14 protein-coding genes are annotated in these 15,930 nt (G+C 72.6%); 6 read left to right on the forward strand and 8 right to left on the reverse strand.

Annotated elements, in window-relative coordinates; translation table 11 throughout:
• Positions 1-17 precede the first annotated feature (17 nt).
• Together ACSHXN_RS34015 and ACSHXN_RS34020 are read left to right on the forward strand one after the other, a co-directional pair.
• Positions 18-533 (forward strand): immunity 21 family protein, encoded by a 516-nt coding sequence (locus ACSHXN_RS34015; RefSeq protein WP_355132828.1) that lies wholly within the window; start codon positions 18-20, stop codon positions 531-533.
• 1 nt (position 534) lies between these two features.
• On the forward strand, positions 535-1,380 hold the full coding sequence (locus ACSHXN_RS34020; protein ID WP_383354787.1) for an SDR family oxidoreductase: 846 nt from the start codon (positions 535-537) through the stop codon (positions 1,378-1,380).
• A 46-nt stretch (positions 1,381-1,426) separates the two neighbouring features.
• Here the strand turns inward: ACSHXN_RS34020 and ACSHXN_RS34025 are convergent, their stop codons facing one another.
• Together ACSHXN_RS34025 and ACSHXN_RS34030 are read right to left on the reverse strand one after the other, a co-directional pair.
• On the reverse strand, positions 1,427-3,121 hold the full coding sequence (locus ACSHXN_RS34025) for a DUF885 domain-containing protein (RefSeq protein ID WP_438304841.1): 1,695 nt from the start codon (positions 3,119-3,121) through the stop codon (positions 1,427-1,429).
• Positions 3,122-3,176: 55 nt separating this feature from the next.
• The gene (locus ACSHXN_RS34030; protein WP_355132822.1) at positions 3,177-3,680 is read right to left on the reverse strand and encodes an Lrp/AsnC family transcriptional regulator; all 504 of its coding nucleotides are present in this window, start codon (positions 3,678-3,680) and stop codon (positions 3,177-3,179) included.
• Between the two features lie 60 nt (positions 3,681-3,740).
• Between ACSHXN_RS34030 and ACSHXN_RS34035 the strand changes: the two genes are divergently transcribed.
• On the forward strand, positions 3,741-4,964 hold the full coding sequence (locus ACSHXN_RS34035) for a trans-sulfuration enzyme family protein (RefSeq protein ID WP_356111159.1): 1,224 nt from the start codon (positions 3,741-3,743) through the stop codon (positions 4,962-4,964).
• 113 nt (positions 4,965-5,077) lie between these two features.
• Here the strand turns inward: ACSHXN_RS34035 and ACSHXN_RS34040 are convergent, their stop codons facing one another.
• The 3 genes from ACSHXN_RS34040 to ACSHXN_RS34050 all read right to left on the reverse strand — a co-directional run bounded on the left by ACSHXN_RS34040 (position 5,078) and on the right by ACSHXN_RS34050 (position 9,499).
• Entirely contained in the window at positions 5,078-6,499 is a 1,422-nt protein-coding gene (locus tag ACSHXN_RS34040; protein ID WP_355132818.1) for a GNAT family N-acetyltransferase, read from the reverse strand.
• Positions 6,500-6,794: 295 nt separating this feature from the next.
• The gene (locus ACSHXN_RS34045; RefSeq protein WP_438304843.1) at positions 6,795-8,381 is read right to left on the reverse strand and encodes an alkaline phosphatase D family protein; all 1,587 of its coding nucleotides are present in this window, start codon (positions 8,379-8,381) and stop codon (positions 6,795-6,797) included.
• 287 nt (positions 8,382-8,668) lie between these two features.
• Entirely contained in the window at positions 8,669-9,499 is an 831-nt protein-coding gene (locus ACSHXN_RS34050) for an alpha/beta fold hydrolase (RefSeq protein ID WP_355132790.1), read from the reverse strand.
• Between the two features lie 179 nt (positions 9,500-9,678).
• On the opposite strand from ACSHXN_RS34050, the gene ACSHXN_RS34055 reads away from it, so the two are divergent.
• Positions 9,679-10,563: an RNA polymerase sigma-70 factor gene (locus ACSHXN_RS34055; RefSeq protein ID WP_355802829.1), complete on the forward strand. Its 885-nt coding sequence runs from the start codon at positions 9,679-9,681 to the stop codon at positions 10,561-10,563.
• A 256-nt stretch (positions 10,564-10,819) separates the two neighbouring features.
• Positions 10,820-11,581 carry a GntR family transcriptional regulator gene (locus ACSHXN_RS34060; RefSeq protein ID WP_355132786.1) on the forward strand — a complete coding sequence of 254 codons (762 nt, stop codon included), beginning with the start codon at positions 10,820-10,822 and terminating at the stop codon, positions 11,579-11,581.
• 131 nt (positions 11,582-11,712) lie between these two features.
• On the opposite strand, the gene ACSHXN_RS34065 is transcribed toward ACSHXN_RS34060, so the two are convergent.
• Complete coding sequence (locus ACSHXN_RS34065; protein WP_356111166.1) at positions 11,713-12,870, reverse strand: ROK family transcriptional regulator; 1,158 nt, start codon at positions 12,868-12,870, stop codon at positions 11,713-11,715.
• Between the two features lie 617 nt (positions 12,871-13,487).
• Here ACSHXN_RS34065 and ACSHXN_RS34070 point away from each other — a divergent pair.
• Positions 13,488-13,931 (forward strand): hypothetical protein, encoded by a 444-nt coding sequence (locus tag ACSHXN_RS34070; protein WP_355132782.1) that lies wholly within the window; start codon positions 13,488-13,490, stop codon positions 13,929-13,931.
• Between the two features lie 4 nt (positions 13,932-13,935).
• Here ACSHXN_RS34070 and mug read toward each other — a convergent pair whose 3' ends face one another.
• Positions 13,936-14,481 carry a G/U mismatch-specific DNA glycosylase gene (mug, locus tag ACSHXN_RS34075; protein WP_355133005.1) on the reverse strand — a complete coding sequence of 182 codons (546 nt, stop codon included), beginning with the start codon at positions 14,479-14,481 and terminating at the stop codon, positions 13,936-13,938.
• Positions 14,478-15,920 carry an adenylosuccinate lyase gene (gene purB, locus ACSHXN_RS34080; RefSeq protein WP_355132780.1) on the reverse strand — a complete coding sequence of 481 codons (1,443 nt, stop codon included), beginning with the start codon at positions 15,918-15,920 and terminating at the stop codon, positions 14,478-14,480. Before purB ends, mug begins: the two co-directional genes overlap by 4 nt.
• Positions 15,921-15,930: the final 10 nt, after the last annotated feature.

Below are 15,930 nucleotides of genomic sequence, written 5' to 3' on the forward strand. Positions count from 1 at the left end.
GCGTGTAGCTTCTGAGCATGGTCAGTCATACGGATCAAGGTGCGGTCGAGTGGGTGGAGTCGGGCGGCGGGCCGCTCATCGCGATACCGGAGGTGGTGCTGCCGTTCTGGGCGGGCGCCGACGGCGACGAGACGTCCTCCGACTACGACCGGGCCTGTGAGATCGAGGGATACATCGGGCTGGTGCCGGTCGGGGACACCCGCGCCCTGGTCCTGGGCGACGAGCCCGCCTCCACCGCCTTCCTGGCGGAGTTCGGCACCTTCGTACGCTGGTGTGCCGCGGACTCCGAGGCCGCGCTGCTCGACCGCGTCCCCGAAGCGCTCCGTACCGCGGAGTGGGAGCCGGAGGTGCACTGGGACGTGCCGGGCGACGTGGTGTTGTTCGACGCGGCCTGGCCGGGACACGAGTCCACACGCACGGATCATGTGCGGGTGGCGCTCGAACCGGGGCGGTACACGGTGCGGGCGGCGTACGTGGAGCCGGGCCCCGAGGTCTGGATGGGGCTCGTCCAGGTCCGCCGGACGGGCGGCTGACGTGCCACGGCTCCCGTCCCCCACCCTCGAGGACCTCCGGCGCGACCCCCTGCCCCTGCGCGGCAGGACCGCCCTCGTCACCGGCGCCGGCCGTCGTGGAGGCATCGGTTACGCGGTGGCCCGGCGGCTGGCCGCCTACGGCGCCGGCGTCTATCTGCACCACCATGTGCCGCACGACGCCGCGATGCCGTGGGGCGCCGACCGTCCCGAGGAGGTCGTCGCCGGAGTACGCGCGGCCCTCGGCGACCCGGCCGCCCCGGTCGCCGACGGGCCGGCCGACCTGTCCGACCCCGCCGCCCCGGCCGAACTGATCGCGACGGCCGCCGAGGCACTGGGCGGACGACTGGACATCCTGGTCGCCAACCACGCGCTGAGCGGCAGCGACGGGACGCTCGACACCGTCGACGCCGCCATGCTGGACGCCCACTGGGCGGTGGACACCCGCTCGGTCCTGCTCCTGGTCCAGGCGTACGCCCGGCTGCGCGCGGCGACGCCCGCGGTGGGAACGGGCGGACGGGTGGTGATGATGACCTCCGGGCAGGACATCGCGGGCGGTATGCCCGCGGAGATCGCCTACGCCCTTCAGAAGGGTGCCCTCGCCTCGATCACGCGCTCGCTCGCGACCGCGCTCGCGGAGCGGGGCGTCACCGTCAACACGGTCAACCCCGGCCCCGTGGACACGGACTACCTGACCGGTGATGCGTACGAGGCCGTCGCCGCCCGGTTCCCGGCGGGACACTGGGGCATGCCGGACGACCCCGCCCGCCTCATCGCGTGGCTCGCCACGGACGAGGCAGCCTGGATCACCGGTCAGGTCATCGACTCGGAGGGCGGCTTCCGCCGGTGACGGCCGGACCCGGAGGCGACGCCCCGGGACCGGCCGCCCGTCCGGCTCAGAGCCGCGACAGTTCGTCCACCAGGTCGTCCAGGCCCAGCGAACCCTGGGAGAGCGCCGCCATGTGCCAGGCCTTCGCGTCGAACGCGTCGCCGTGGCGCTTCCTGGCGTTCTCCCGGCCCAGCAGCCAGGCCCGCTCGCCCAGCTTGTAGCCGATCGCCTGGCCGGGCATCGACAGATAGCGGACCAGTTCGCTCTCCACGAAGTCCGCGGGACGGCTGGAGTGGGCGCCGAAGAACTCCTGCGCCAGCCCGGCCGTCCAGCGCTCGCCCGGGTGGAACGGCGAGTCGGCCGGGATCTCCAGCTCCAGATGCATGCCGATGTCGATGATGACGCGGACCGCACGCATCATCTGGGCGTCCAGATAGCCGAGCCGCTGCTCCGGGTCGGTGAGGAAGCCGAGCTCGTCCATGAGGCGCTCCGCGTACAGGGCCCAGCCCTCGGCGTTGGCGCTGACACCGCCCACGGTCGCCTGGTAGCGGGAGAGGTCCTGCGACACGTGCACCCACTGGGCCAGCTGCAGATGGTGGCCGGGGACACCCTCGTGGTACCAGGTCGAGACCAGGTCGTACACCGGGAACCGGGTCTGGCCCATGGTCGGCAGCCAGGTCCGGCCGGGGCGGGAGAAGTCGGCCGAGGGCGCCGTGTAGTACGGCGCCGCCGCGCTGCCGGGAGGCGCGATGCAGGACTCCACCCTCCGGACCTGCTCGGCGAGTTCGAAGTGCGTTCCGTCGAGGGCCTCGATCGCCTCGTCCATCAGGCCCTGCAGCCAGGCGCGGACCTCGTCGACGCCCTCGATGTGGGTGCCGTGCTCGTCGAGGTGCGCCAGCGCGACCCAGGGCGTCGCGGCACCGGGGAGGACCTTCTCGGCCTCCTTCTTCATCTCGCCGAGGAGCCGGTGGTACTCGGACCAGCCGTACGCGTACGCCTCGTCGAGGTTCAGGTCCGTGCCGTTGAAGTAGCGCGCCCAGCGGGCGTAGCGCTCGCGGCCGACCGTGTTCGGCGCGCCCTCGACCGTCGGCGCGTAGACGTCGCGCATCCAGTCCCGCAGCTCCACGACGGCCGCGGTCGCCGCACGGGCCGCCTCGTCGAGCTGCGGGCGCAGTGCCTCGGGCCCCTGGGAGGCGAAATCCTCGAACCAGCCGCGGCCCCGGCCGTCCGTGTCGGACCACTCGGTGAGCTGCTCGACGAAGGTCGCGGTCGGTCGCGGTCCCGCGTGCAGCTTGCGCTCGAGACCGAGGGCGAGGGACTCGCAGTAGCCGGCCAGTGCGGTGGGAACGGCGCGCAGCCGCTCCACGATCGCCGCCCAGTCCTCGTCCGTCGTGGTGGGGGTGATCGTGAAGACGTCACGCACGGAGTGCACGGGGCTGTGCAGGTTGCTGACCGTCCTGAGACCCTCGTCGGCCTCGTGCACGGCGAGTTCGGCGGTGAGCCGCTCGCGCAGCAGTCGCGCGCACCGTCGTTCGATGTCGCTGTCCGCGCCCGGGCGGCGCTCCGCCTCGTCGAGCCGGGCGAGGGTCGCCCGCGCCAGCTCGGCGAGCGCCTCCTGGCCCGCGGGCGATGTGTCGGGCAGCTTGCTCGAACTCTCCTTCACACCGAGGTAGGTACCGGTGACGGGGTCGAGGGCGACGAGGGCGTCGACATAGGCGTCGGCGACCTCCCGGGGCAGAGGGCTCCTGGTGGTGTCTGACATGCGGACCATCCTGATACGACACCGTGGTGCGCGTCACGGGGATTCCGCGCTCGGCTTAGGCCTGTTCAGTGGGTTTCGGCGGGCCCTGGCCCGGTGGCAGCAGGGGACCGCAGTCCCATTGCTGGAAGATCAGCCGGGTCTCCACCCGGGCCACCTCCCGCCGGGCCGTGAACTCGTCCAGCACGAGCCGCTGGAGATCCGTCATGTCCGCGACCGCGACGTGCACAAGGTAGTCGTCGGGGCCGGTGAGGTGGAAGACGGTCCGGGACTCGGGCAACGCCCGGATCCGTTCCACGAAGGGACCGACCAGCTCCCGCCGATGCGGTCTGACCTGCACCGACAGCAGCGCTTCCAGTCCGCGGCCCAGCTTCGCCGGGTCGAGCCGCAGTTGATGGCCGAGAATGACGCCCGAGCGGCGCAGCCTCGTCACGCGGTCGAGGCAGGTCGAGGGCGCGACGCCGACCTGCGCCGCGAGGTCGCGGTACGTCGTCCGGGCGTCGTTCTGCAACAGCCGCAGAAGATGGAGATCCACCGGGTCCAGTACGACGGATTCGGCCATACGGCGAACGTAGCACGGGCTTCGGCGCCATGACCCCGGCTTGTGTTCAGTCTGCCGTCCATGGACTCCCGTACTCATGGCACCTACGACGCGCAGGACGGATTCGCGGTGGATCTCCCCGCCCGACGGGCACTGGCCACCGAGGCCGTGCACGCCGGACGTGAGGACCTCGCCGAGTTGGGGCTGCACGCCCCGCCCCTCGACTTCTCCACGACCTACCCCTCGTACGACAGCCGCGACGAGGCCGCCCGTATCGACGCCTTCGCGGCCGACGGCGCGGAACCCGACGGGCCGCCCGTGTACGGACGGCTCGGCAACCCCACCGTCGCCCGCTTCGAGACCGCGGTCGCGCGGCTCGAGGGCACCGGGAGCGCGGTCGCCTTCGCGAGCGGCATGGCAGCGCTCAGCGCCGTCCTGCTCGCCAGGAACACGCTGGGACTGCGCCATGTCGTCGCCGTACGGCCCCTGTACGGCTGCAGCGACCATCTGCTGACCGCCGGGCTGCTGGGCAACGAGGTGACCTGGACCGACCCGGCGGGCATCGCGGACGCCCTGCGCCCCGACACCGGACTCGTCATGGTCGAGTCACCGGCCAATCCGACGCTCGCGGAGGTCGATCTGCGCGCGATCGCCCACGCCTGCGGCTCCGTTCCGCTGCTGGCGGACAACACCTTCGCGACGCCCGTGCTGCAACGGCCCGCCGGGCTGGGGGCGCGGCTGGTGCTGCACAGCGCCACGAAGTACCTCGGCGGGCACGGTGATGTGATGGGTGGGGTGGTGGCCTGCGACGAGGAGATGGCGTGCCGGCTGCGCCAGATGCGCTTCGCGACGGGTGCGGTGCTCCACCCCCTGGCCGGCTACCTGCTGCTGCGCGGTCTGTCGACGCTGCCGGTGCGGGTCAGGGCCGCGTCCGCGACCGCCGAGGAACTCACCCGCCGGCTCGCCGCCGATCCGCGGGTGGCCCGCGTCCACTACCCGCGCATCGGCGGCGCGATGATCGCCTTCGAGGTGCACGGCGACCCGCACGCGGTGATCGGAGGGGTCCGTCTGATCACGCCCGCGGTCAGCCTGGGCAGCGTCGACACCCTCATCCAGCACCCGGCGTCCATCAGTCACCGCATCGTCGACGCGACGGACCGCCGGGACGCCGGGGTGAGCGACCGGTTGCTGCGGTTGTCGGTGGGCCTGGAGGACGTCGAGGACCTGTGGGCCGATCTGGACGCCGCGCTGGGGGCGGAGTCGTCTCCGGCCCCATGGCGGCAGCGGGCGGCCGCGGGCCGTTAGGCCGGCTACGGGGTGCGGGTGTCGTCCGCGATCGGCCGGCCCCCGTACGGCGAACGGCCCGGCGGATCGCGCCGGGCCGTTCGGTCGGTCGTGTGTGCCGGGGTGCGGGACGGTCAGTCGCGTGCGCCCCGAGCACCGTGCGACCCGCCCGCCTCTCCGTACGGCAGGCGCGAGGCCACCGGGGTCGCGTCCAGCCGGGCGGTGATGACGAGGGTCCCGTCCTCGATCTGGTAGTCGAGGGGCAGTCCGAGACCGCGCATCGCGGCGACCATGCCGGTGTTGGACGCCTGGGTGACCGCGTAGACGTTCTCGCAGCCCGCCTCGACCGCCATTGTCACCAGGCGGCCGAGGAGTTCGGTGCCGATGCCGCGTCGCTGCCACGCGTCCTCGACGAGCAGCGCGACCTCCGTCTCGTCGCCGTCCCACAGCAGGTGTCCGAGGCCCACGACGCGGCCCGACGTCGTCTGCACCGCGAGGGTCCGGCCGAACCGCGGGCTGAGCAGGTGCCTGAGGTAGCGGTCCGCGTCCCCCACCGGCCCGTGGTAGCGCATGCCGAGCGTGCGGGCGGAGCACCGCTCGTGCATCTCCTTCGCCGCCTGGAGGTCCGCGGCGTCGGCCCGCCGTACGGTGATGGACTTGCCCTCGGGCAGCGTGAGGACGTCCTGGCTGCGGGGGATGCGCGGTCCGAGCCGGGCGTCCAGCTCGACCAGCGCCCGCGCCCGCGCGAACTCCGTGGGTGTGAACGGCAGATACGGCCGCTCCACCGTGATCACCCCGCCCTCCGGTGCCCGCAGGCGCATCACCGTGTCCTCGAGGGTTCCCTCGACGGGAACGTCGTCCTCCGGCCGGCCGGAGGCGGGGGAGACGGCGGGCAGGGAGCGGATGGTGCAGCGGCCCAGCAACTGCCGCAGCGCCAGCGGGAGTTCCGCCGCGTCCAGCGCGGTGCGTGTGGCCAGGCCCAGAACCCGGGTCGGAGCGTCGACCAGGTCGTGCGCGTCGGCCCGCTCGATCCAGGTCCCGGTGCCGCCCGCCGAGGCGACGACCCGCGAGATGCCGGCCGCCTCCAGCTCCGCCGGGGCCCGCAGCAGGAACTCGTCGACCGTGCCCTGCGCCAGTGGATGCGTCTGCAGGCTGAGGATGTCGATCCGGAGCGAGGCCAGCGCCGTGCACAGGGTGGCCAGCGAGCCCGGTTCGTCGCGCACCGTCGTCCGCATCCGCCACAGCGCGGTGGGGGTTGCGGCCGTGTCGGTTCCGGACGGCCCGGCCTGCCGCTCCTCGGCGGGGGGCCGGGCGCCGGTATCGCTCACGGGCGGTGCGTGACCGTGGCGGCGTGCCCACCATGTGTGGAATCCGGCCGTCGCGACCAGTGCCGCCGCGGACAGCCCGAGGAGCGCGGGTCCGTCGGGTCCGTGCCCGACGAGGTTGGCGACCGCGTCGGCGACCGCGACCGCTGTGAACAGGGCGGCGAGCTCGATGACGTCCCGGCGCCAGTGGTGCACGGGGCGGCCGTGCCTGGCTCGCCTTACATCAGACATGTCTGGAGTCATGCAACCACTGTGAAGGAAGGGTGTTGCGTGATCACGAACGTCGTGTGTCTGATGGGTAAAGTATGCTTCTGTCCTTTTTGTTGCTCTTTTGACCATGGCCTGGCGCACCGGTCCCCGTGGCCGGGTGCCCGCCCGTGAGCCGCGCACCGGGGGATGACTCCGGTGCGCGGCGTGGTGACCGAGGGTACGCGAGTCGGCGCCCGAACACGGAACCGGCAGCCGCGGTGCGGCGTTTCCGCTGCTCGGCGACCCTCCCCCTCAAGTCACCGTCAACGGGGGTGAGTTACTGCCCTACGCGGCCCGGTTGCAACACCTGGGTGAACAGCACGGTACCGTCCTGCTCCCGCAGCCGGACGGTCAGCTCCCCGCTGCCCCCGTCGATGTCGACCTCGCCGAAGAACTGGTAGCCGCCCGCCAGGGAGACGTTCGAGTCCGTCGGCGCCTTCACGAACACCCGCTCGGGGCCGAACGTGCCGTCGAGCGCGCTCGCGGGGAACGCACCGGCGTTGAGCGGCCCGGAGACGAACTCCCAGAAGGGCTCGAAGTCGGTGAACGCGGCGCGCGAGGGCTGGTAGTGCTGCGCCGAGGTGTGATGGACGTCCGCGGTCAGCCACACCGTGCCGGTGATCCGCCGGTGCTTGATGAAGCGGAGCAGTTCCGCGATCTGCAGTTCGCGGCCGAGCGGCGCGCCCGGGTCGCCCTGTGCCACCGCCTCGATGTTCGGCAGGCCCTCCGTGGTGTCGGGCACGACCAGCCCGATCGGCATGTCCGCCGCGATCACCTTCCACACGGCGCGGGACCGGGACAGCTCCCGCTTGAGCCACTCCAACTGCTCGGCCCCGAGGATGCCCTGCGGGTCGACGGCCTGGTCGTCGGGCGAGTTGGCGTTGCGGTAGGTGCGCATGTCCAGGACGAAGACATCGAGCAGCGGACCGTGCCGCATGACCCGGTACACGCGGCCGTGGCGGTCCTGCGGCTGGAGGGTCGAGAGGGGGAAGTACTCGCTGAACGCGCGCCGGGCGCGGGCCGCGAGCACGTCGATGCTCTTCTCGGTGTAGCGCGGGTCCGCGGAGGTGATGACCTCGCCCGGGTACCAGTTGTTGCGGACCTCGTGGTCGTCCCACTGGATGATCGACGGCACCTGGGCGTTGAACCGCCTGAGGTTCTCGTCCAGCAGGTTGTAGCGGAAGTTGCCGCGGTACTCGGCCAGGGTCTCGGCCACCTTGGACTTCTCCTCGGTGGTGATGTTCCGCCAGGCGCTGCCGTCGGGCAGGGCCTGGGTGGCGGAGAGCGGGCCGTCGGCGTAGACGTTGTCGCCGCTGCACAGGAAGAAGTCCGGGTCGAGCTTCGCCATCGCCCGGTAGATGGTGTAGCCGCCGAAGTCGGGGTTGATGCCCCAGCCCTGGCCCGCCAGGTCGCCCGACCACAGGAAGCGCACCCCCCGGCGCCGCCCGAGCGGCGTGGTGCGGAAGGTGCCCCTGACGGGTTCGCCGGTGCGCCGCGGGTCGTCGGGATCGGCCAGCAGCACGCGGTAGTGGACCTGCTCACCCGCGGGCAGCCCGTGCAGCCGTGTGGTGCCCGTGAAGTCGGTGCCGGCGCCCAGCAGCGGGCCGTGCCATCTGCGCGGATTGCGGAACGACTCGGTCGCGGCCGTCTCGACGATCATCCGGGCCGGGCGGTCGGAGCGCACCCAGACGAGACCGGAGTCCGCGGTCACGTCACCGGCCTGGACACCCCAGCCCGCCTTCGGGCGTCCCGACAGGGCCAGCGCCGGTGCCGCGCCGAGCGTGGCGGGCAGGGTGAGGGCGGCCGAGGCGGCCAGGGAGCCGCGCAGCACGCTGCGGCGACCGGGCGTGGGACGGTGTGACATGAAGCGCCTCCAGGTTCGGTTCCGGGCGATGGGCACTGCCACAACTACGCGTGTGCCGCAGCGCACATGGAAACCGCACATGAACAACTGACCGCCGTGACGCGGGGACCACGGACCGGATGCGGCATCCCGGGCCGGGGGAGGGGCGGCGGCGACACGGCGTCCGGCGCTGGTCGCGCGGGTGCCCCCGCGGGCGCCCACCGCAGCCCAGGCCGCCCCGGGCGCAGGCGCGTCGGGGCCGTCGGCGCACCGGTCCCGCCACCCTGCGGCCTCGCGGACCGGGACGGTCAGCGGCTGCCGTCCAGGATGACCCGCGCGACCAGCGCCGGATCGTCGTTCATCGGCACGTGACCGCAGCCGGGCAGTCGCACGAGCCGGGCCCTGGGGATGATCTGCTTGGCGCGGACGCCCTGACGGCGCACCAGAAGACGGTCCTTGGTGCCCCACGCCACGGTGACGGGCAGTCCTGGCAGGTCCTGTGTGAACCGGACGGAGGCACCCGCCCGGAGGGTCGCGGCGAAACCCTCGGCGCGGGCCAGCGCGAGCGTCTCGGCGACCACGGCCTCGGGCGAACGGCGCCCGGGGCGGGCGTAGATGGAACTGGTGAGCACGGTCCGGCCGGCCGCCGTGCGCGCCAGCCGCTGCACGAGCGGCAGCGGAATCCTCTGCGCCGTGTGGCGCATCGCGAGCAGCACCGCGAACGCGTACCGCCGCTCCGCCGGGGTCCAGAACCCCGCCGGGGAGAAGGCGGTGACGGATCGTGCGAGCTTCTCGCGACCCAGTTCCAGGGCCAGCAGACCTCCCAGGGAATTGCCGGCCACGTGCGGTCGGTCGACGTCCAGCGCCCGGCACAGCGAGCCGAGCGCGGGCACCACGGTCGACAGGCCGTACGCGAGTCCGTCCGGCAGGGCCGGGGACGCACCGAAGCCGGGGAGGTCGACGGCGATCACGTCGCGCTCGGTCGCCAGGATGTCCACCACCGGGTCCCAGGCCTGACGGTGATGGCCGATGCCGTGCAGCAGGAGCAGGGGTTCGCCGGATCCCACGCGTGCGTAGGAGACGGTCACGGTCCGCGGGCCGTGCGGAGAGGTGACGCTGAAGGAGACCGTGGCGGGCATACTGCTGCTCCTCGTCCGAAACACGCCGGCGAACTGTCGTAGACAGCTTGTCAGCAACTGCTACCGGCGGGTAGCCCCCGATCGTGGTGAACCCCGTGGGCACGGCGGCCCGTTGACTGTGTCCTGTCCGACAGGTGCGTCACCTGGACAGGGCGGAGCGTGTCGGATGGGATGGAACGGTGACCACCGACACCGCGACCGAGGTCTTCGAAGAGCATCGCCCCGTACTGATGGGTGTCGCCTATCGCATGCTCGGCCGGGTGAGCGACGCCGAGGACGTGGTCCAGGAGGCGTGGCTGCGCTGGTCCCGCGCCGACCGCGACGCCGTGCGCGCGCCGCGCGGTTACCTGGTGCGCATCACCACCCGGCTGGCGGTCGACCGGTTGCGTCAGGCGCAGGCGCGCAAGGAGTCCTACGTCGGTCCTTGGCTGCCCGAGCCGTACGCCACCGATTTCGGCGACGCGGTGCCGGACACGGCGGACCGGGCCGTACTCACCGACTCCGTCTCGCTCGCCGTTCTGGTCGTCCTCGAGTCCCTGTCGCCGCTGGAGCGTGCGGTGTTCGTACTCAGGGAGGCCTTCGGGTACCCCTTCGCGGACATCGCCGCCACCCTGGACCGCAGCGAGGCCGCGGTGCGCCAACTCGCCATCCGGGCCCGCAGGCACGTCGACGAGCGGCGGCCGCGCTACGAGGTCGACCCGGCCGAACGGCGCGATCTGACCGAGCGGTTCCTCGCCGCGTCGGTCGAGGGCGACCTGGACGGGCTGCTGCGGCTGCTGGCCCCGGACGTCCGTCTGGTCGGCGACAGCGGGGGCCGCACCAAGGCGCCGCTGCGGGTCCTGGAGAGCGCCGACAAGGTCGGCAGGTTCTTGGCCGGGGTGGCCGGGAAGGGCGTCCAGGACGTGTCGTTCCGATTCCTGGAACTCAACGGAGGCACGGCCCTTCTCGTCCTGTCGGGCGGCAAGCCGGACAGCGTCCTCCAGGTGGAGGTCGCGGACGGGCTCATCCAGTGCATCTATATCATCCGCAATCCCGACAAGCTGGGCTCCCTGTCCGTCGGCTAGCCGCCGTGCGGACCATCCCGTAGCCCCGGTTCATGAACGTCTTCCGAACCGGGGCTTCGCCGTCATGTCACCGGAGGCGTCCACCGCGAACGCCGTGTGAACGCTCTGCGGTGCGGAGCCTGTGCGGTGCGTAAGGGATCGAGGATTGGTCTTGACCAAGGGTGGGGGCCGCCCTATGGTCGCAGAGAAGTGCAACAACCTTTAATAAACAAGGGCGCTTAAACGCCGGCGCGCCACGGCGATTGCGGAGGACAGGGTGGGGACCACGCAGCTGGAAACGGTGCCGGAGCCTAAGTACTGGCACCTCAAGACCGTACTCACCGAAGCACTCGACTCCGAGTTCTCCGTGGGCGAGATCCTGCCCAACGAGCGGGACCTCGCGGCCCGCTTCGGAGTCGCCCGGGCCACGCTCCGCCAGGCGCTCGAACAGCTCGAACTGGAAGGCCGGCTGCAGCGCCGCCGCGGTGTGGGCACCACCGTCGCGCCGCCCCGCATGGGCGTGGCCGTGGGCTCCGAGCAGCACACCTGGCCGGGTGCGGCAGACGACGCCTGGAAGCCCACCGACTGCACGCTCGCGGTCCCGCCCGCCGCCGTGGCGGACCTCCTCGAGACCGACCGTGACGAGAACGTGCACACGGTGCGCCGTTCCCGGGTCAGCCACGGGCAGCCCGTCGCGGCCGAGCTCATCCACATCCCCGGGTCCTCGGTGCCCGACCTCTCCGCGATAGACGCGCCTTCGGGCCCGGCGCGGGCGCGTGCGCTGCTCCGCGAGCTGCAGCACCTCGAGCTCGAGGGCCAGGAGCAGTCCGTGGAGCTGGGTTCGGTCAGCGCCGAGGACGCGAGGGAACTCGACCGGCTGCCCGGCGCCCCCGTCCTCGTCGTCACCACCCGCTTCTACGCCGACGCGCGCACGGCGGCGGTCTCCGTCGCCACCTACCGTGCGGACACCTGCCGTCTGACCTTCGGGGCCACCGGCGGTGTGGAGATCCACCACGACCCGGAGCGCCGAGCCTCCTGACAGCTCCGCCCGGTGCCCGTGACCCCACCACGGTCCACCGGCCCTCCAGGGCTTGCCCACGACGTCGCGCCCCGGACCCATCGGTCCGGGGCGCGACGTCGTGGGCGCACCGTGCCGCCGTGCGGCCTGGCTCAGCGCCGTGCCGTCACGGTGCCCTCCACCGCGAACAACTGCTCCTCGACGTGGTCAAGCGCCAGCCGCAGGGCGCCGGTCGCCACCGCGGCCTCGCCCAGCTGCGAAAGGGTCACCTTCGGGGGGCGCAGGCAGTAGCGGGCCAGCTCGTTCCGCAACGGGGTGAGCACGCCGTCCAGGCCCGCCGCCCAGCCGCCGATGACGACCAGCTCGGGGTCGAGCGCCAGGACGAGCGCCGCCACATCGTGCACGAGCCGCTGTATGAAGCGGTCCACGGCGGCGCGGGCGCGCTGGTCGCCCTCCCGGGCGAGTGCGAAGACGTCCGCGACCTGTTGCTCGTCCAGCGGATGCAGCGGCTGGTCCGTGGTCGACAGCAGTGTCTCCGGGGTCGCCTCCCGGCCCAGCAGGTGCAGGGCCCCGATCTCCCCGGCCGCCCCGCCGAAGCCGCGGTGCAGCCGGCCGCCGATGAGCGCACCGGCGCCCGGACTCAGCCCGGCCAGCACGAACACGATGTCGTCGGACTCGGTGGCCGCGCCCTTCCAATGCTCCGCGACGGTCGCCGCGTTGGCGTCGTTCTCGACCAGCACCGGGCACTTGAAGGAACGGCTGAGCCGGTCGCCGAGCTTCAGCCCGGTCCACTCGGGCAGCGCCGTGCCCAGCCGTACCGTCCCGTCGGCCTCCACGATCCCGGGACTGCCCACGCCGACCGCCCGCAGCGAGTCGCGCGCCACGCCCGCCCGGCGCAGCAGCTCGGCCACCGTGCCCCGCAGCCGCTCCAGACGTTCGTCCGCCGGTGCCGTCTCGGAGATCTCCTTGGACAGGGTGCCGAGCTCCCGGCCGTCGAGATCGGCGAGGACCGCTGTCACCCGGTGCGCGCCCACGTCGATGCCCAGCAGATGGCCTGCCTCCGCCCGGAAGCGGAATGTCCGCGCGGGCCGTCCCTGACGCCGGGCGGCGCCCTCCTCGGCCGCCTGTTCCACCACCAGCCCGGCCTCGATCAGACCCTCGACGACGCCCTCCACGGTCGGCCGGGACAACCCCGTCACCCGTGTGATCTCGGTGAGGGTCGCGCGGTCCGTGGCGCGCAGCGCATGCAGCACCACCGCCGAGTTGATCCTTCTCAGCAGAGAGGGGTCCCCGCCGGTCAGCCGCCCCAACGTCCGTCCTCCCAGCTCGTGCGCGTGTTGGGCGGATCGTACTCGGCGCCGCGCACACCCGCGAGGGCCAGGCAGCAAACGAGCGGATCGACCTTCCGGGCAGGCCGCGCATCACGGGCGAGCCGGGCCCGCGCCCACCGCCGAATCGGTCCGGCACCACGAACCCGGACGTGCAGGCCGAGATCACGGCCTGCGTGCGGTCGCGCGCCCCGACGAGGCCTTCACGGTGCCGACTCGCGGCATCACCGGCTCCGTGGCGACGACCGGATGTACGGCGGTCTCCAGGTCCGGCGGGCAGCGCGCCATCAGGCGCAGCGCCTCCGCCCCCCGAACGGCCGGCGTCGCCCGGCGCAGCGTCTCCCGGGCTCGTGCTTGCCTGTGCCTCCGTACGCCGCGGCCCCACCCGACCGGTGATTCCGCATGAGACACCCGACGGGATGCTCGGACCGTGGACCGGGCTCGCCGTCACGGTCCGGTGCGGCGTTGCTCGCCGGTGCCCGGTGCCCGGTGCCTGGACCGCCGGGACGCCTCACACCTCATCGGGCCGCCGAACGAACCGAACCCACAAGGTGGCTGACCCCCCGCCAATTGTCAGTGACGACTGCTGTACTGGACGTATGACCATCGACCAGCACCTGGCCACGATCGACCTGCTGCGCGCGCGGGAGTTCCCCGCGCGGCGCGGTGCGTCGGACGTGGGCTTCGGGGGCCCGGGGTTCCACATCGCCCCGTTGGCGGTGAGCGCCGGCCTCGGTACGGGCGACGGTGCGGAGCGGGAGCGCTGGGCGGAGGACCTCGACGCCTGGAAGGAGGCCATCGCCCAGCGGCTGGACGACCGTTGGGGGGAGGGACTGCGCTGGTGGTCGCTGACCGTCGGGGTCCGCAAGGCACGTGGCGAGGAGATACCGGAGCCCTGGGCGACACTCGGCGACCTCGTGGACGAGCTGTATCTGTGGCGGCCGGACGGCAGCGGCCGATGGGTGGCCCTCGGCGTGGCCGAGCGCGACGGGGCGGACGAGGTACGGCTGCTGGCCGCCGTCACGGACCGGGACCCGCCCTGACCCGCTAGCTCTGCGCGGCCTCGCGCAGCCGCCCGTACTCCTGCGCCATGGTCGCCGCCGTCCAATGCGCGTTGAGGCCACTGGGGTTGGGCAGGACCCAGACCCGGCTCGACCCGATCGTACGCTCCTGCGGACCGACGACGGCCCTGCGGTCGTCGAAGGCCGCCCGGTACGCGGTCACCCCGACGACCGCGAGCCACCGCGGCCGCAGCCGCTCCACCTTCGCACCGAGAACGCGCCCGCCCTCCCGGAACTCCTCGGCGTCCAGCTCGTCCGCCCGTGCGGTCGCCCGCGCCACCACATTGGTGATGCCGAGCCCGTACGTCAGCAGCTCCGCCTGCTCCGACGGCTTGAACAGCCGCGGAGTGAAACCGGACAGGTGCAGTACGGGCCAGAAGCGGTTGCCGGGGCGGGCGAAGTGATGGCCCGTCGCCGCCGTCATGAGACCCGGATTGATGCCGCAGAACAGAACGGCGAGGCCGTCCGCGACCACGTCCGGTACCAGACGGTCGCGGGCGGCCTCCAGTTCCGCCGGGGTGAACCGGGTCAGAGGATCGCCCCCGGGGTGTAGCCTGCGGCCTCCGGGCGCTGCTTCACGATCTCGTCGACACGGCCGACGACCGCGCCGACCTGGTCGGCCGCGGCGCCCGTGAAGGACAGTTTGTCGGCCATGAGGGCGTCCAGCTCGTCGCGGTCGAGCGGGATGCGCTCGTCGGCGGCCAGCCTGTCCAGCAGCTCGTTGCGCTCGGCGCCCTGCTCCCGCATGGCCAGGGCGCAGGCGACGGCGTTCTCCTTGATGGCCTCGTGGGCGACCTCACGGCCGACGCCCGCGCGCACCGACGCCATCAGCACCTTGGTCGTGGCGAGGAACGGCAGATAGCGGTCCAGCTCACGTGCGACGACCGCGGGGAAGGCACCGAACTCGTCGAGCACCGTCAAGAACGTCTCGAGCAGCCCGTCCAGCGCGAAGAACGCGTCCGGCAGCGCCACCCGGCGCACCACCGAGCAGGAGACATCGCCCTCGTTCCACTGGTCGCCCGCCAGCTCACCGGTCATCGAGGCGTAGCCGCGCAGGACCACCATCAGGCCGTTGACGCGCTCGCAGGAGCGGGTGTTCATCTTGTGCGGCATCGCGGAGGAGCCGACCTGCCCCGGCTTGAAGCCCTCGGTGACCAGCTCGTGCCCGGCCATCAGCCGGATCGTCTTCGCCAGCGACGACGGGGCCGCCGCCAGCTGGACCAGCGCGGTGACGACCTCGTAGTCGAGCGAGCGCGGGTAGACCTGGCCGACCGAGGTGAAGGCCTGCGAGAAGCCCAGGTGGTGGGCGATCCGGCGCTCCAGTTCGGCGAGCTTGGCCGCGTCGCCGCCGAGCAGGTCGAGCATGTCCTGCGCGGTGCCCACGGGTCCCTTGACGCCGCGCAGCGGGTAGCGGGCGAGCAGCTCCTCGACCCGGCCGAAGGCCACCAGCAGCTCGTCGGCGGCGGTGGCGAAGCGCTTGCCGAGGGTGGTGGCCTGCGCGGCGACGTTGTGCGAGCGACCGGCCATGACCAGCTCGCCGTACTCGCCCGCCAGCTTGCCGAGGCGGGCCAGTACGGCCACCGTGCGATCGCGCATCAGCTCGAGCGACAGCCTGATCTGCAGCTGCTCGACGTTCTCCGTCAGATCGCGGGAGGTCATGCCCTTGTGCACGTGCTCGTGCCCGGCCAGGGCGTTGAACTCCTCGATCCGCGCCTTCACGTCGTGCCGCGTGACCCGCTCACGCTCGGCGATCGAGGCGAGGTCCACCTGGTCGAGAACGCGCTCGTAGTCGGCGATCGCCGCGTCCGGGACCTCGATGCCCAGGTCCTTCTGGGCCCGCAGCACGGCGAGCCAGAGCTGCCGCTCCAGCTTCACCTTCTGCTCGGGCGACCAGAGCGTGGCGAGCTCGGCGGAGGCGTAGCGTCCGGCGAGGACGTTCGGGATACGGGGCTTTGCGGGCGCAGCAGTCACGTGCACCGAT

It is taken from the genome of Streptomyces sp. HUAS TT11 (genome assembly GCF_051553595.1).
In the GTDB taxonomy this organism is placed as follows: Bacteria; Actinomycetota; Actinomycetes; order Streptomycetales; family Streptomycetaceae; genus Streptomyces.

Excerpts from the sequence above, each read along its gene's own strand:
- ACSHXN_RS34015 (WP_355132828.1), top strand. The coding sequence starts at position 18 with ATGGTCAGTCATACGGATCAAGGTGCGGTCGAGTGGGTGGAGTCGGGC.
- ACSHXN_RS34040 (WP_355132818.1), bottom strand. The coding sequence starts at position 6,499 with ATGTCTGATGTAAGGCGAGCCAGGCACGGCCGCCCCGTGCACCACTGG.
- ACSHXN_RS34030 (WP_355132822.1), bottom strand. The coding sequence starts at position 3,680 with ATGGCCGAATCCGTCGTACTGGACCCGGTGGATCTCCATCTTCTGCGG.
- ACSHXN_RS34050 (WP_355132790.1), bottom strand. The coding sequence starts at position 9,499 with ATGCCCGCCACGGTCTCCTTCAGCGTCACCTCTCCGCACGGCCCGCGG.
- ACSHXN_RS34025 (WP_438304841.1), bottom strand. The coding sequence starts at position 3,121 with ATGTCAGACACCACCAGGAGCCCTCTGCCCCGGGAGGTCGCCGACGCC.
- ACSHXN_RS34035 (WP_356111159.1), top strand. The coding sequence starts at position 3,741 with ATGGACTCCCGTACTCATGGCACCTACGACGCGCAGGACGGATTCGCG.
- ACSHXN_RS34045 (WP_438304843.1), bottom strand. The coding sequence starts at position 8,381 with ATGTCACACCGTCCCACGCCCGGTCGCCGCAGCGTGCTGCGCGGCTCC.
- ACSHXN_RS34070 (WP_355132782.1), top strand. The coding sequence starts at position 13,488 with ATGACCATCGACCAGCACCTGGCCACGATCGACCTGCTGCGCGCGCGG.